Origin of the sequence: Anabaena sp. FACHB-83, from assembly GCF_014697485.1 — a bacterium.
GTDB lineage: Bacteria > Cyanobacteriota > Cyanobacteriia > Cyanobacteriales > Nostocaceae > Nostoc_B.
In genome coordinates, this window is the sequence record NZ_JACJRY010000035.1 from 1 (window position 1) to 15,078 (window position 15,078).

A 15,078-nucleotide genomic window follows, 5' to 3' on the forward strand; every position below is an offset into this window, starting at 1 on the left:
TTTTTTGAAGATGTGCTGCAACTATTTTTTCTCGAAGATCGACAGAGTATGACTTCATTTAGAGGTATTTATATTTTAATTTATTGTACCTCATAACAGACGCAAGTGCTGTAATGGTTGTGGTTTTGTCTGCTTTTGGTCGAATGTTAATATCAGGCTTTGCTGGTGATATGGGTGGGATTTGATGTGGCAAATAAAGCAATCTGGAGGCGATCGCGTAAATTCAAACGACTCAAGATATTGGTAATGTGGTTTTTTACCGTCTTCTCAGAAATAAACAGCACCTCTGCAATTTCACGATTATTCGCCCCTTGAGCAATCAAGCGCACAATTTCCTGTTCGCGGCGGGTGAGTTTTTTCCACTCGACATCCAGATTAATCCCAGGATCGGGGATACGCTGAATTAACTTTCGTCCTACGCCCGGCCCTAATTGGGTATAGCCTTTGTGAACTGCCTGAATCGCTAGAGACAATTCTTCTACAGGGGTGTTTTTTAACAGATAACCTGCTGCTCCATACCGCATTGCCTGAGCAATATTCTCATCATCATCATCAATGCTAAGTACTAAAATTTTTGTCTCTGGAAATTGTTGGTAAATCACTCTGGTAGCTTCAACGCCTCCCATTCCTGGCATGACAATATCCATGAGAATTACGTCTGGTTTCAGAATTTCCATCTGAGCGATCGCCACTTCTGCGCTTTCCGCTTCCCCCACCAATTCCAGTCGGGGATCTTCGACCAGCAATAAGGACAACGCCCGACGGATTAGGGTTTGGTCATCAACAATCAGCACACGAATGGGCGGCATGGGTTAAGAAAAATGACTGAAAAAATAAACCGGACAATATACCTGGATTTGAAAGCTATTAGCTAATCGTCATTTAAACTGCACGCTTAATAGCTTACCAATTTCAATTCGGATGATTCCCTCAACCCTAACCTTTTCTTCTTTCAGTCGCAAGATTCTGCTGTCCTATTTGTTACTAGGACTTTAGACCTAGCTGAAATGGGGACGGATGTCTCATGTTTTCTGCATCTAGTTTTTTTAGGATGAACTCATTGAATGGAGTAAATCAAATGAGTACCGTCCTGGTTGTCGAAGATAGCTACACTCAACGTCATCTCTTAGAAGAATTACTGAAAGCAAACGCCTTTGATGTTAAGACTGCCTGCGATGGCATAGAAGCTCTGGAGCAAATTCAATTTGATTGCCCAGACATTATCATTCTTGATATAGTTATGCCCCGGTTGAATGGTTATGAAGTCTGCCGCAAAATCAAACGTAATCCTGAAACTCAGGCAGTGCCTGTCATCTTCTGTTCTTCTAATGCTGGTATGTCTGATCACTACTGGGGGCTAAAGATGGGTGCGATCGCCTACATCAGCAAACCGTTTCAACCCCAGGAACTAATCCAAACCATCAACCAGGTACTCAATTCTAATTAGTCTCACCAAAGTTTTCACTCAGTCCCACTTGTTATGTTAGTAAAATCACCTGCTCGTTTACTATGGGTGAATTAAATGGCTATCTGCGATCGCCTGCTCTTGTAAGGTCATCAACATGAAAATAGTTAAAAAAATTTGGCAATTACCCAAAATTATTTATTTAGGAATTGGGATTTTAATTGTCACAATTTTAATGATTAATTCCACCTCCAATACTGTTGAAATCAGCAGTGTAGATTTTATTGGAGAAGCAACATTAACCAAAAATTTATCTTTTCAAAAAACTGAAGTCGGTGGTTTATCAGGCATTACCTACGATGTCAAAAATGACCTTTATTATGCTATTTCCGACGATAGAGGGCAAAAAGCCCCCACACGTTTCTATACTTTTAAAATCGATTTGAGCAAAGGTTTGCTAGAAAATGATGATGTTGTGCCTGTCGGCGTAACAATGCTATTAAATCAAGATGGAAAAAACTTTCTCCCTGGAACCACCGATACCGAAGGAATTGCTTTAACTAATCAAGATACTGTTTTTATCTCCTCTGAAGGAGATAGGGAAAAATCAATTAACCCTTTTATACAAGAGTTTTCCTTAGCTTCTGGTAGAAGTATGACAACACTCAAAATACCCAAAAAATTCTTACCAGATCAAAAAGCTAAAATAGGTATTCGCAATAATTTAGCTTTTGAAAGTCTGACTATTACCCCCAATCATCAGTATTTATTCACCGCAACTGAAAATGCCTTAATTCAAGATGGTTCAGTGGCTAAACCAAATATTGGTACACTTTGCCGAATTTTGCAATATAATCTCTTCACCCAGCAGCCAGAAAGTGAATTTTTGTACCAAACTGAGCCAGTCGCACCGTTGCTAGATATAACTGGTAAGTTTGCTAGTGGCTTACCAGATTTACTCGCCTTAGATAATCAAGGACACTTTGTAAGTTTAGAAAGGTCTTTTACAGGGTTAGGATTTGCGATTTTTTTATTTCAAGTTTCTCTAGCTGATGCTGATGATATTCACAATATTGACAGCCTTCTTAGCACCTCCAGAAATATTCATCCAGTAAGGAAAAAACTTTTGTTCGATTTGCGAACCCTAGACGTAGCTCTAGACAATCTGGAAGGGTTAACACTCGGCCCTTGGCTACCTAATGGACAACGTTCATTAATTCTAGTCAGCGATAATAATTTTAATTCTCTACAGCGTACTCAGTTTTTAGCTTTTCAACTTAAAATCGAACCACCTATTCTCAGATGGTTCCGTCGGATGCTAAGTTTTTTCCGTTGGTGATTATCTGGAAATACGCCTTCAGACTCCCTGGGAACTACTTGGAGTGATGATTATTTTTAACCGTGGATTTACTGTTATTAGAACCCAGATATCTTCCAAGTATCCTTGGGTTCAGTGGATTTTCTCATTTATTTTCTTAATGAATATGTTACATAATGTTTAAGCGATTTTGCAGAACAATCAATTAGTGTTTTATTAAACCTTTATTTCCTCTTAAAGTGAGTTTTATAACTTATAATTGATTCTCTAAAGTAAGTAAACTTATTAATGGTTACAATAAAAGCTTGAGCAATATTGATTTTCAAATTTTATAGCGTGACATTTCCAAATATGGTAGTGCCTAAAACCGACATCGATATTTATATTGGAAAGTTTTTAAATAATCGCTATTTAATAAAGGATTTGATTGGCAAAGGCGGGATGGGTAGAGTTTATTTAGCAGAAGATGCAGCGAAAGGTGGTCTTTTAGTCGCTGTCAAAATTTTAATGCTAAGTTTAGGAAACCAGCAAATATCGCAACGCTTTGCCAGAGAAATTTTTATTGGCGCTCAGTTGGGTCGTAAAAGTAAAAATATCGTTCAAGTCTTAAGCTATGGCATGACGGATGATAAAACGCCGTTTTATGTCATGGAATATCTTCAAGGTAAAAATCTCAAGCAGATTTTGAAGGTACAACCATTAACCCTGGGAAAATTTATTGATATTTGTCAGCAAATTTGCTTAGGCTTACAGTGCGCCCATCAAGGCATTAGTCTAAAAGGTGAAATTTATCCAATTGTGCATCGAGATATTAAGCCAGAAAATATCTTCATTATTGATGATGCTCAACAAGGTGAGGTAGTGAAAATCCTTGATTTTGGCATTGCTAAATTTTTAACAGAACGTAGCGGTATGACGCTGACTGATTCTTTTATTGGGAGTTTACCTTATTGTTCTCCAGAACACATGGAAGGGCGCAAACTATTAGATGTTCGCTCTGATATTTACAGTTTGGGTGTCTTAATGTTTGAAATGTTAACAGGAAAACACCCATTTAAAACAGATAGTAATACTTTTGGCAGTTGGTATCAAGCTCATCGTTTCCAAGCGCCACCAACACCAGAACAAATTAACCCTGATGTCAAAATTCCCAAAGCATTAAAAAAATTATTATTAACTTGTCTTGCTAAAGAAGTAACTGAACGTCCGCAAACTATTAGTCAAATTTTAGTGGTTCTAGAAAAAATTAAGCGACAGGTGGCGAGAGATATAGCCCTAGAAATTGATAGCGATAAATTGGAATCTCCCGTAAACTTAGTTCCAGTCACTTCAATCTCAGAGAAAGAGTGTTTACAAAAAACATGGCCGAAAAATAAACCAATTTCCTCAATCGGGTTTCCCCATTTACTACATACTACCCAAGGGGTAATTCCTACTTTTTGGGCAATGTTACCCAAGCAAGAAATTGTTAATTTTTGTGATAAATATCACAGTACAGAGTTTATCGACAAAATGAACTTATACCCGATGCTGTTGTGGGTAACAGTGTTATATAATGCTCAATCTTCCCTGACAAAATGGCTATCTTATTTTTTAGATTTAAAAGATAACAGAGGCCAAAAAATTGCTCAACTTTTAGCTGACAGAGGCTATTATCACTTACTTTTTTTTGCACTGGAAGAACCAACTCAATGTGCTAATGTCATGACACTAACTCTGACAGCAAAACAAAGACAGCAACTAACAGATTGGTTAGAACTAGAGCAGAAATATAATGAAGCGATCGCCTCGGAACAAGCTAAAACAGTTTTAAAAGCAGAATACCAAAAGTTAAAGTCCGAAATTTTACAAAAATTAGTAGAAAGACAACAAATTGCCAAGCTAGGTTTTAGAGCTTGGCTGTCTCAAATCTTTGATAAAATTCGCCAAATTTTATCAAGGCCTTAAAAAATATGAAATAAATTTTTAATTATTTAATTGCGGCAATATTAGAGGTTGTAAAAGTGAATCACAGTGCATTCATCTCTCCACGGGTTACAGGATTGCTGGCCAATCGCTATCAGCTAAAACAGTTGATTGGCAGTGGTGGTATGGGTGAAGTTTTTTTAGCCGATGATATTTTATTAGGTGGAACACCTGTTGCCGTCAAGTTTTTAACTCAAAAATTTTGTAGTGAAAAAATGCAGCAAGACTTTGCACGAGAAGCAATGTTGAGTGCTGCTTTAAGTCAAAAAAGTCTTCATATTGTGCGGGCTTATGATTATGGAGTGAGTGCGGAAGGTAAGCCATTTTATGTTATGGAATATCTCAATGGTAAAAGTTTAAAAGATTTAATACCGATACCATTACCTAAGTTTTTAATTTTGATACGTCAGATTTGTTTAGGCTTACAATGCGCCCACCAAGGAATTAATATTGATGGCAAAGTTTATGCCTTAGTGCATCGAGATGTTAAACCAGCTAATATATTAGTCCTGCCAGACCCAATTTTAGGAAAGTTAGTCAAAATCCTCGATTTTGGTATTGCTAAATTTATTAATTATACAAATACAGTTAATACTAACAGAGGCTTTAACGGTACTTTACCCTATTGTTCTCCTGAACAATTAGAAGGTGTAGATATTGATAGTCGTTCCGATATTTATAGCTTGGGTGTGATAATGTATGAAATGCTGACAGGGGCTAAACCTTGGCAGCCGGAAACAGATTTATTTGGTGCTTGGTATAAAGCCCATAACTTTGAACCACCACGAGCGATCGCATCTGTCAGCCCCGACCTCGAATTACCCCCACAACTCAACAATTTAATCATGGCTTGCTTGGCGAAAAAACCAGGCGATCGCCCGCAAAACATGGCAGAAATTCTACAAGTCTTAGATAGTCTAGAAAAATCAAGCTGTCAGAATTTACCCACACCTTTAACTTCCACATACAATCCTCATTTAAATGTTGCTGCTGATTTACCTCCAACCCTAAAAACCAATTTGGCTAAACTTGTCTGGCCATCCAATAAACCCATTCAAGAAATTGTCTTTCCCCAAATTTTCCCCACACCCCAAGGGAATTTTGCAGCTTTGTGGCTGATGTTACCTAAACAAGAAATCAAAAAACGAGTTCTGTGTCAGCGTTACAACCATTTTGTATTCATCACAACGCCTTACCCGATGCTGCTATGGATCACGCTGCTTTACGATTCCGAACTCGGCCCGAAATGGCTACCTTGCTATTTAGATATGCAGAATCCCCAAAACCAAGAACTGGTTTCGGCTTTGATCGAATATAGGCGCTATTCCTTGATTTGCTTTACCTTGGAACTACCCCATAGCTGTGTTACAGTGCTGAACACCCACATCACTAATACCCAGCGCCAAAGATTAACACAGTGGCTCGAACAAAGTAAAATCTTGCCACACTCTGATCAAGCCCAGACAAGCAAGAATTTGCTCAAGCAGCAGTACAAGCAAATCCAATCTCAGATACTAGAACATCTATCTTCTCAACTACAGGTGGCGGCTTCCTCAACTTAAAAACTTAAATCAGCAACCCCTTGCCAAAATTATTTTAAACGTTATAATAGGAAATCGTTGAGTGAAAATGCAGCCGCCCCAAAAGCCAAAGCAAAAAAGTAACTTGACAAAGCTCGAAAAAAGAGCGATACTAATAAAGTTGCAAATTAAGGGACTGTAGTTCAATTGGTTAGAGCACCGCCCTGTCACGGCGGAAGTTGCGGGTTCGAGCCCCGTCAGTCCCGTTCAAAACCAAGCTGCTGAATGCTGATGTAAAGGATAAATCATCATCAGATTATTAGCAAAATGAAGTCGTAATTTTATAAACCTATACCGCTAGAGCGAAACTTGCTCAGTCTCAGCGTGTTATCAGTGGTGAAACACCACGCTAAATTGAAAATTTAGCAATCAATAAAGCAGTCTAAAATTAGTTGCGGGTCTTTTTCCGCCACTATATATTGATGCTGAATTTTGCTTTAAATTAATCATGCTTTGTGAAAGAGAGAATTAACTGTGACTGTTAGAGTCCGTATTGCACCAAGCCCAACTGGCAACTTACATATTGGTACAGCCAGAACTGCTGTATTTAACTGGTTATTTGCCCACCACCACGGGGGTAAGTTTATTTTACGTATTGAAGACACAGACCTAGAGCGATCGCGTCCCGAATACACAGACAATATCTTAGCGGGATTACGCTGGCTGGGACTCAACTGGGACGAAGGCCCGTTTTTCCAATCCCAGCGCCTAGATTTGTACAAAACAGCAGTCAAAAAACTGTTAGATCAAGGATTAGCTTATCGCTGCTACACCACCCCAGAAGAATTAGAGGCGTTGCGCGAAGCCCAAAAAGCCAAAGGTGAAGCACCCCGCTACGACAACCGTCATCGCAACCTCACCCCAGAACAAGAAGCCGCATTCCAAGCCGAGGGACGTAGCTTTGTCATCCGGTTCAAAATCGATGATGACCGCGAAATTGTCTGGAATGACTTGGTACGAGACAAAATGGTGTGGCGCGGGAGTGACCTTGGCGGTGATATGGTAATCGCCCGTGCTTCCGCAGATGGCATTGGTCAACCACTTTACAACTTTGTGGTCGTAGTTGACGACATTGATATGCAAATTACCCATGTCATTCGCGGCGAAGACCACATAGCCAACACCGCCAAGCAAATTCTGTTATATGAAGCTTTGGGTGCAGCAGCCCCAGTATTTGCCCACTCACCCCTAATTTTAAATATGGATGGGCGCAAACTATCCAAGCGGGATGGTGTGACTTCGATTTCCGACTTTCAGAAATTGGGTTTCACCGCCGAGGCCTTGGTCAATTACATGACTTTATTGGGTTGGTCGCCACCAGATTCTACTCAAGAAATCTTCACCCTAGAGGGTGCTGCTAAAGAATTTAGCTTTGAGCGGGTGAATAAAGCCGGAGCTAAATTTGACTGGGCGAAACTAGATTGGCTCAACAGTCAATATATCCACAATCTGCCAGTGGATAAGCTGACAGATTTGCTCATACCTGTTTGGCAAGAGGCTGGATATAACGTAGAGGGGCGAGAACGTCCTTGGTTAGAGCAGTTAGTTGGTTTAATCGGCCCTAGCCTGACTCGTTTGGTAGAAGCTGTAGAGATGAGCAAACTCTTTTTCAGCGACACCATAGAATTGACCGAAGAGGGCAGTAAACAACTGCAACAAGAAGGTGCTTCTGCTGTGTTGAGTGCCATACTTGCAGCCTTAGAAAACCAACCCGAATTCACAGAACCCACTGCTCAAGAAATTATTAAACAGGTGGTGAAACAACAAAACGTCAAGAAAGGCTTAGTGATGCGATCGCTCCGTGTCGCTTTAACCGGCGATGTTCATGGCCCAGACCTCATCCAATCTTGGTTACTGCTGAATCATCTTGGTTTAGACAAGGCAAGATTGAATCAAGCAATTAGTTCGTAATTCATAATTCGTAATTCGTAAAGACTTAATTACGAATTACGAATTAGTTTAGAGTATTCCAAAAAATAAATTATCCCATTTGTTTACTCAACAAAACCTCTATCTCCCTTGTCTCCCTTGTCTCCCTTGTCCCCCTGGTCTCCCTTGTCCTCCTTGTCCCCCTTCTGAATAATGGGATATTTTTTTAATTGCAAGTCCCTTAGTCAATTCCTCTCACTTTGGGAACTTAGGATGTAAAATTCATGTCTTTCTAAGCACTGAGAAACCTGTGTAATTGCAATGTCGCAAACATCTTTAAATAGAGGGATACAATTATCTTTAGCAATGTTGGCATTTTGTGTCGCATCCACAACTAATACCATCACTCATGCTCAAGAAGCACCAACAATATTTGGAGATGTGACCCTTAACCATCCCTTTTCCCCAGACCCTATTACCGTGCGGGGAATGAGTGGCGGGTCAATTTCGGGAAATAAAGTTGCTGGGAGAAGAGAAACAATTACTGGGCCTTGTGATGGGTTTGTTGATGCAGCACCAGACCATACCTTAGAACTCAAAACCAGATTCGATTATCTCAGACTCCAAGTGCAAAGCCCTCAAGATGTCACCCTGATTGTGAAAGGCCCTGGTGGTACTTGGTGTAATGACGATTTTGAAGGGAAAAATGCTGGGATGAGTGGTGAATGGCTACCGGGAAATTATCAAGTTTGGGTAGGTTCATACAACCAAGGTCAGTATTATCCTTATACATTGACCATTACTGAAGTGAAGTAGTCACTAGTACAACAAGGCAAAAGTAAAAAGTGAGCCATTGCGGTGGACGGGTTTCCCAGCATAAAGGAGACAGTGCCGTGGGCGGGTCTCCCGACTTGAGGCAACTGTCGTCAAATGGCGACCCGAAGGGCAAAAGGAAAAAGAAAGAATAGTGATAACACAAGCCTTTTAGCAATTCTAGATAGTCTGTTTATTTATGCCGAACTGTACTAGGGGTTAGAGGCTAGGGATTAGTGTTTTTCTCAGAAATCATCCCAATTCTATGAGAACAGCATTTAGTTACAAAGGCTGTCTGTGAAGAATGGCTGTAGGGGCTTTGCCGTAAGTCATATAGAAACTGCATTCGATAAAACTCTTGTAGAGACGTTGTATACAACGTCTCTACAACTTTTACTGCCACTTGGGATAAATTCTTTCAAAGCTGTGCGATCGCAGCACGAGACTCCAAATATCTACATCTTAAATTTTGCTGTCATCATCCAAGCTGTATTAAAATTAAGTTAAATTTAATTAAGAATCTTTTCAGCGTCACACATTCGTGGTGACGTGTGACTAGACATCAAATTAAACAAAATGGATTTATAGACATCCGTTGCAAAATCTAGTTACCAAGTGCGGCAATATCTTGCGGAAGATGATTCCCTAGATGAGTGCCAAGCTAGAAAGTAACTAAAAATGATTAATCGTATTGGCAGAGGCAAATTAAGATGAAATTTTCTTGGAGAGTCCTAGTACTCTGGACATTGCCTGCTTTGGTAATTGGCTTTTTCTTCTGGCAAGGAGCATTTGCGAATGCTCCTGCGGATATGGGTAAGAATGCTGCCAATACCCGCATGACTTATGGCCGTTTTCTAGAATACTTGGATGCCGATCGCGTCACTAGCGTAGATTTGTATGAAGGCGGTAGAACGGCAATTGTCGAAGCTATTGATCCAGATATCGAAAATCGCATTCAAAGATGGCGGGTAGACCTGCCAATTAGCGCCCCTGAGTTAATTAGCAAGCTTAAAGAAAAACAAATTAGTTTTGATGCTCACCCCATGCGTAATGATGGCGCAATTTGGGGATTATTAGGCAATCTTGTTTTCCCAATTTTATTGATTACTGGTTTGTTCTTTTTGTTCCGCCGCTCCAGCAATCTTCCTGGTGGCCCTGGACAAGCAATGAACTTTGGTAAATCTAGAGCGCGTTTTCAAATGGAAGCCAAAACAGGTGTGAAATTTGACGATGTGGCTGGTATCGAAGAAGCCAAAGAAGAATTACAAGAAGTTGTCACCTTCCTCAAACAACCAGAAAGATTTACTGCTGTTGGCGCACGCATTCCTAAAGGTGTGTTGTTAGTCGGCCCTCCAGGTACAGGTAAAACATTACTAGCAAAAGCGATCGCTGGTGAAGCTGGTGTACCATTCTTCAGCATTTCCGGTTCGGAATTTGTGGAAATGTTCGTCGGTGTCGGTGCTTCTCGCGTCCGCGACTTGTTTAAAAAAGCCAAAGATAACGCTCCCTGTATCATCTTCATCGATGAAATTGACGCTGTTGGTAGACAACGGGGTGCAGGTATCGGTGGCGGTAACGATGAACGAGAACAAACCCTCAACCAGTTGCTGACCGAAATGGACGGTTTTGAAGGTAACACAGGGATTATTATTATCGCTGCTACCAACCGTCCCGACGTATTAGACGCAGCCTTGTTACGTCCCGGTCGTTTTGACAGACAAGTAACTGTCGATGCGCCAGATATCAAAGGACGGTTGGAAATTCTACAAGTTCATGCACGTAACAAGAAATTAGACACCAGCGTTTCACTAGAAGCCATCTCTCGCCGGACTCCTGGGTTTACTGGCGCGGATTTAGCCAACTTACTCAACGAAGCCGCAATTCTCACCGCCAGAAGACGTAAAGAAGCCATCACCCTGCGCGAAATCGACGATGCAGTTGACCGCGTAGTTGCAGGGATGGAAGGTACACCCTTAGTAGACAGCAAGAGTAAGCGTTTAATTGCTTACCACGAAATTGGTCATGCTTTGGTGGGTACTTTACTCAAAGACCATGACCCAGTACAAAAAGTAACTTTGATTCCACGAGGACAAGCACAGGGTTTAACTTGGTTTACTCCCAATGAAGAACAAGGTTTAATTTCTCGTTCTCAACTCAAAGCCAGAATTACTGGTGCTTTGGGTGGACGTGCGGCTGAAGAAGTCATTTTTGGTTCGGCGGAAGTGACAACTGGTGCTGGTGGCGACTTGCAGCAAGTAACCGGAATGGCGCGTCAAATGGTGACTCGGTTCGGGATGTCTGACTTAGGGCCACTTTCCTTAGAAAGCCAACAAGGCGAAGTATTCCTCGGTCGTGACTGGACAACCCGATCTGAATATTCCGAAGCGATCGCTTCTCGCATTGATGCTCAAGTACGGGTGATCGTTGAACAATGCTATGAACACGCCAAGAAAATTATGCGTGAACATCGCACTGTAACAGACCGCATCGTTGATTTACTCATTGAAAAAGAAACCATCGATGGTGAAGAATTCCGCCAAATTGTTGCTGAATACACTGATGTTCCTGAAAAACAACAGTATGTACCGCAACTGTAATTACTAAACGATATTTCTAGAAATGGGTAGGGTGTAAAACCTTGCCCATTTTTATTTGTATTTATTGTCCCAAGACCAACTCATCCAAAAAAGACCCAAATGCTGTTGATGAATTTAAAAAAACTTTCCACAATTAGTAGAACAAATTAATCAAACAAGATATCCCTTACACCCCCACACCCAATCCCCACAGACAATTATGGTGCGTAAGTCCTGTTAATATGACTCCTGTTTTATTCAGGAAATTTCTTGATATCGTTAGAGAAAACCGGAGGATAAATTTTATGGTAACTACACAAGTCAGCAGTACTCAAAGAGGGATTCTCCCAAATATTAGTTGGCATACTTTTGAAATTATGTTGGCAGAAATGGGTAATAATCGCACCACACGACTGACCTATGATCAAGGAACCCTAGAAATTATGACACCGTTGATGCCTCATGAATATAACAATAGGCTACTAGAACACTTAGTTTTTACCTTAGCGGAAGAACTCAACCTGAATATCAAAAGTATTGGTTCTACAACTTGTAAACGTCCAGACTTACTGCGTGGCGTAGAACCAGATTCTGCATTTTACATTCAAAATGAACCATTGATGCGGCAAAAGCAAAATCTCGACTTGACTCAAGACCCACCACCTGATTTAGTAATTGAAGTAGACTACACCAGTGCTTCTGTTGATCGATTATCAATTTATTTAGCGTTGGGTGTTCCAGAAGTTTGGCGTTATGACGAACCTGTAATGCAAATTTATTGCTTACAGGAAGGTACGTACATTCCTTGTGATGTATCACCAAGTTTTTTCAATCTTCCTTTAACTACAGAGATTCCCCGTTTCTTGCAAGAAAGCTTGAACAATGGAGAAATTCCTATGATTCGCTCATTTCGTGCTTGGGTGAGACAGCAGCAAAAAAATTGACAGTCAATAACTAAAACGTTATACCATATCAAGGTGCAATATACGTAAGTTTTTTATTGTTATGTCTAGTGTTGAACGCGACGAAACCAGAGAAAATCGCATCGCCACAGAAATTATTGTAGATGCGGAAGATAAAGAAGATCGGGCAATGGGCTGGTATTATTACTTAGAAGAAGCCTTGAATTGTCCGTTTATGGCTAAATGGGCGAAAAAATCCCGCAAAACCTCGACAATAGAGGAAAAAACTGTTGAGGTGCTGGGAATGGCTCCTGATGATGAGTGTTTAAAAGATATGTATGTGGAAGTAGCTGACCTTAAGGGTAAGGATGATGATGTCTATTCGGCAAAATTATCAGACATTAAGCCTATTGATGCAGATGATAGCACTGAACAAGCGATCGCAGATTGGCATTATTGGCTGGCGAGAGGCTACAAATTCTAGAATATCGCTCTTCACCTCCTTAATTATCCGATAAATAGCGAATAATTCGACAGGGGTTTCCAGCCGCAACAACATTTGCTGGTATATCTTTCACCACTACACTACCAGCACCAATTGTTGTGTTGTCGCCAATTGTGACCCCTGGACAAATAATCGCATTTCCACCTATCCAGACATTGTTACCGATTTTCACTGGTGCAGCTAGTTCTTGACCAGTCAGCCGAATTTCTGGTTCTACGGGATGATACGCAGTATAAATCTGCACGTAGGGCGCACACAAAACATTATTACCAATTTCAACTATATTGCAGTCTAAAATTACGCAGCCGTAATTCATATATAATTTATCCCCAGCATAAATATTACTGCCATAGTCACAGTGAAATGGTGGCACAATGGTAGTTTTTTCTCCTACCTTGGCGAATAGTTCTTGTAGTATTTGTTGTCTTTGCTCCTGCTGTTCAGGAATGCTACTGTTATACCTTTGTAAAAGCTGGCTGGCTCGTCGATTCTCCGCGACTAATTCTGGATCTTCTGCTATGTATAACTCACCAGCTAACATTTTTTGTTTTTCAGTTTTTGCCATCTATTTTTATTTGATGAAATAAATTAAGAATTGAGATTTACAGAATTAAACTAAAATAATTTTTGATTTTAAATGTTAAGCAAATAACTTTTCAAACATTTATCATTTATATTTTTAATATCAAATTTGTTTAGATTTACTGAACTGACCAACAATACTAATAAAGATTCGGAGGAATATGCCTTTTCGGATTTTAAGCTTGGATGGTGGCGGTATTAGGGGAATTATGTCTGCAACGATGTTGAAGGCTATCGAGCAGCAAATTAATAAACCTTTACACGAGTATTTTAACTTAATTGCAGGCACTTCTACAGGGTCAATTTTAGCAGCAGCGATCGCCACAGGTAAAAAAAGTCAAACTATCATTGATTTATATCAACAAAAAAGCTCAAGAATTTTCCCTTATACAAGTCGTTTTTCTTCCCAGAGGATTCCCCTCATCCTGAAATATGGTTTATCTGCACCTAAGTTTTCTGATAGTGGTTTAATTCAAGTCCTCAAAGAAAACTTAGGTGATACAAGATTATTTGATGTTAACGAACCAAAGTTATTAATTACGTCTTATGACACGATTTCTAGAGAGCCAATAATATTTAAAAGTTGGCGACCAGATAAAGATTACGATAACTTTCCTTTATGGGAAATCTGCGTTTCTTCTGCCTCTGCTCCTACTTATTTTCCTGCCCATAAATTAGATAGAATCATCAAAGGGCCAGTGGTAGAAGCTAAACAAAGTAGTGTTTTTCTAGATGGTACTGCTTCCTATACAGAAAATATTTATAACAATACCCAAATTACCATTACGGATGGTTTAGGCAAAGGTCAAACTCGCACCATCACACAATATAAAGGTGGTAAAAGAGAAGCTTTGTTAGATTCGCCTTGGGAAACCGTACCAGATAATACGGCAAAGTATTCTATTAAATGTATCTACTCTGCGGTTGATGGTGGAGTTGCGGCTAATAATCCATCAGCCTGTGCTGTAGCTGAAGCTTTAAGATTAGGCAACCGACTAGAAGATATTACCATTCTTTCCATCGGTACAGGCGATCGCACACGCATCATCCCATTTGAAAAAGCCGAGGGTTGGGGTTTGTTACAATGGGCGCAACCAATCATCGGTATATTATTTGATGCGTCATCTGGTGTTCACCAGTACATTACAGAACAGGTAGTACCAGATCACCAAATTTTACGCTTGCAATTTAAGCTAGACCGAGAACTAACTGGTAAGCCATTGAGTGATGACATTGATGATGTGAGTACTGAAAATCTGGAGAATTTGGTGAACGCTGCAAATGCCTATCTTCAGCAGCCATCAATAAGCAATGCTTTACAGAAGTTTTTACAACTCAACGGTAATTAGTAGAAAAATGTAGAGATGTTAGGTGTAACGTCTCTATATTTTTTGGGTTTGACGTTTGTCTGTCATTTACCCGAAACAAGTTTTATGTAAATGTTATTGCCAATGTTTGGGATATTCGAGGTAGTCTGGCAGAATAGTGGTGCGATCGCTGAAGTTAAACTTACTTCCTATGGTGTCAAAAGAGTTACAGCCACAGATGGAAGCTACACTTAAC

13 protein-coding genes and 1 tRNA gene are annotated in these 15,078 nt (G+C 40.2%); 12 read left to right on the plus strand and 2 right to left on the minus strand.

Annotated elements, in window-relative coordinates:
• Positions 1-152: 152 nt before the first annotated feature.
• Positions 153-809 carry a response regulator transcription factor gene (locus H6G79_RS27295; protein WP_190593194.1) on the minus strand — a complete coding sequence of 219 codons (657 nt, stop codon included), beginning with the start codon at positions 807-809 and terminating at the stop codon, positions 153-155.
• A 269-nt stretch (positions 810-1,078) separates the two neighbouring features.
• Between H6G79_RS27295 and H6G79_RS27300 the strand changes: the two genes are divergently transcribed.
• The 10 genes from H6G79_RS27300 (at position 1,079) to H6G79_RS27345 (ending at position 12,912) form a co-directional block, all read left to right on the plus strand.
• The gene (locus H6G79_RS27300; RefSeq protein WP_190593195.1) at positions 1,079-1,447 is read left to right on the plus strand and encodes a PleD family two-component system response regulator; all 369 of its coding nucleotides are present in this window, start codon (positions 1,079-1,081) and stop codon (positions 1,445-1,447) included.
• A gap of 115 nt (positions 1,448-1,562) precedes the next feature.
• A complete protein-coding gene (locus H6G79_RS27305) occupies positions 1,563-2,744 on the plus strand; it encodes an esterase-like activity of phytase family protein (protein ID WP_190593196.1) in 1,182 nt (393 codons plus the stop codon).
• A 330-nt stretch (positions 2,745-3,074) separates the two neighbouring features.
• The gene (locus tag H6G79_RS27310) at positions 3,075-4,670 is read left to right on the plus strand and encodes a serine/threonine-protein kinase (protein ID WP_190593235.1); all 1,596 of its coding nucleotides are present in this window, start codon (positions 3,075-3,077) and stop codon (positions 4,668-4,670) included.
• Positions 4,671-4,726: 56 nt separating this feature from the next.
• Entirely contained in the window at positions 4,727-6,250 is a 1,524-nt protein-coding gene (locus tag H6G79_RS27315; protein ID WP_190593197.1) for a protein kinase domain-containing protein, read from the plus strand.
• 150 nt (positions 6,251-6,400) lie between these two features.
• Positions 6,401-6,474 (plus strand) — tRNA-Asp (locus H6G79_RS27320).
• A gap of 268 nt (positions 6,475-6,742) precedes the next feature.
• The gene (gltX, locus tag H6G79_RS27325) at positions 6,743-8,179 is read left to right on the plus strand and encodes a glutamate--tRNA ligase (RefSeq protein WP_190593198.1); all 1,437 of its coding nucleotides are present in this window, start codon (positions 6,743-6,745) and stop codon (positions 8,177-8,179) included.
• 279 nt (positions 8,180-8,458) lie between these two features.
• Positions 8,459-8,953 (plus strand): hypothetical protein, encoded by a 495-nt coding sequence (locus H6G79_RS27330; protein ID WP_190593199.1) that lies wholly within the window; start codon positions 8,459-8,461, stop codon positions 8,951-8,953.
• A gap of 707 nt (positions 8,954-9,660) precedes the next feature.
• Positions 9,661-11,547 carry an ATP-dependent zinc metalloprotease FtsH2 gene (gene ftsH2, locus H6G79_RS27335; protein ID WP_190593200.1) on the plus strand — a complete coding sequence of 629 codons (1,887 nt, stop codon included), beginning with the start codon at positions 9,661-9,663 and terminating at the stop codon, positions 11,545-11,547.
• A 284-nt stretch (positions 11,548-11,831) separates the two neighbouring features.
• Positions 11,832-12,470, plus strand: coding sequence for a Uma2 family endonuclease (locus H6G79_RS27340; RefSeq protein ID WP_190593201.1), 639 nt, complete (start codon positions 11,832-11,834; stop codon positions 12,468-12,470).
• Positions 12,471-12,531: 61 nt separating this feature from the next.
• Positions 12,532-12,912: a calcium-binding protein gene (locus H6G79_RS27345; RefSeq protein WP_190593202.1), complete on the plus strand. Its 381-nt coding sequence runs from the start codon at positions 12,532-12,534 to the stop codon at positions 12,910-12,912.
• A gap of 19 nt (positions 12,913-12,931) precedes the next feature.
• On the opposite strand, the gene H6G79_RS27350 is transcribed toward H6G79_RS27345, so the two are convergent.
• Positions 12,932-13,498, minus strand: a complete 567-nt coding sequence (locus tag H6G79_RS27350; protein ID WP_190593203.1) for a sugar O-acetyltransferase — start codon at positions 13,496-13,498, stop codon at positions 12,932-12,934.
• A 178-nt stretch (positions 13,499-13,676) separates the two neighbouring features.
• Between H6G79_RS27350 and H6G79_RS27355 the strand changes: the two genes are divergently transcribed.
• Together H6G79_RS27355 and H6G79_RS37465 are read left to right on the plus strand one after the other, a co-directional pair.
• On the plus strand, positions 13,677-14,864 hold the full coding sequence (locus H6G79_RS27355) for a patatin-like phospholipase family protein (protein ID WP_190593204.1): 1,188 nt from the start codon (positions 13,677-13,679) through the stop codon (positions 14,862-14,864).
• Between the two features lie 90 nt (positions 14,865-14,954).
• Positions 14,955-15,077 (plus strand): hypothetical protein, encoded by a 123-nt coding sequence (locus H6G79_RS37465; protein WP_277877353.1) that lies wholly within the window; start codon positions 14,955-14,957, stop codon positions 15,075-15,077.
• The last annotated feature ends 1 nt before the right edge of the window (position 15,078 follow it).

Excerpts from the sequence above, each read along its gene's own strand:
- H6G79_RS27295 (WP_190593194.1), bottom strand. The coding sequence starts at position 809 with ATGCCGCCCATTCGTGTGCTGATTGTTGATGACCAAACCCTAATCCGT.
- H6G79_RS27300 (WP_190593195.1), top strand. The coding sequence starts at position 1,079 with ATGAGTACCGTCCTGGTTGTCGAAGATAGCTACACTCAACGTCATCTC.
- H6G79_RS27305 (WP_190593196.1), top strand. The coding sequence starts at position 1,563 with ATGAAAATAGTTAAAAAAATTTGGCAATTACCCAAAATTATTTATTTA.
- H6G79_RS27310 (WP_190593235.1), top strand. The coding sequence starts at position 3,075 with ATGGTAGTGCCTAAAACCGACATCGATATTTATATTGGAAAGTTTTTA.
- H6G79_RS27330 (WP_190593199.1), top strand. The coding sequence starts at position 8,459 with ATGTCGCAAACATCTTTAAATAGAGGGATACAATTATCTTTAGCAATG.
- ftsH2 (WP_190593200.1), top strand. The coding sequence starts at position 9,661 with ATGAAATTTTCTTGGAGAGTCCTAGTACTCTGGACATTGCCTGCTTTG.
- H6G79_RS27340 (WP_190593201.1), top strand. The coding sequence starts at position 11,832 with ATGGTAACTACACAAGTCAGCAGTACTCAAAGAGGGATTCTCCCAAAT.
- H6G79_RS27345 (WP_190593202.1), top strand. The coding sequence starts at position 12,532 with ATGTCTAGTGTTGAACGCGACGAAACCAGAGAAAATCGCATCGCCACA.
- H6G79_RS27350 (WP_190593203.1), bottom strand. The coding sequence starts at position 13,498 with ATGGCAAAAACTGAAAAACAAAAAATGTTAGCTGGTGAGTTATACATA.
- H6G79_RS27355 (WP_190593204.1), top strand. The coding sequence starts at position 13,677 with ATGCCTTTTCGGATTTTAAGCTTGGATGGTGGCGGTATTAGGGGAATT.
- H6G79_RS37465 (WP_277877353.1), top strand. The coding sequence starts at position 14,955 with ATGTTATTGCCAATGTTTGGGATATTCGAGGTAGTCTGGCAGAATAGT.